Origin of the sequence: Campylobacter sp. US33a, from assembly GCF_004378855.1 — a bacterium.
In the GTDB taxonomy this organism is placed as follows: domain Bacteria; phylum Campylobacterota; class Campylobacteria; order Campylobacterales; family Campylobacteraceae; genus Campylobacter_D.
On sequence record NZ_RYYL01000052.1, the window covers coordinates 1 to 253 of the forward strand.

Annotated in this window: 1 pseudogene; it reads right to left on the bottom strand. The window is 30.4% G+C overall.

Features of this window, described 5'->3' with window-relative positions:
- Positions 1–253 (bottom strand): annotated as a pseudogene (locus ELQ16_RS09860) (YggS family pyridoxal phosphate enzyme); the annotation flags it as partial.

Sequence of the window (253 nt, forward strand, 5' to 3'; positions counted from 1 at the left end):
CTCATAACTCCACAAAGATTTAAATTAGGACATTCTTCTTGAATTTGTAAATATTCTTCTATAGCTTGATCCGGATTAAGTCCGCTTTTGCTGAGTTCATTGGCACTATTGATTTCTAGTAAGGTATCTAGTTTATAATTTAGTCTTTTATCCATGGCTTTTGCTATTTTTAATCCATTACAAGAATGCCAGAGTATTGGTTTTTGCTTGATTAAAAGATTGATTTTATTGCTTTGTAGCGTTCCTATAAAAT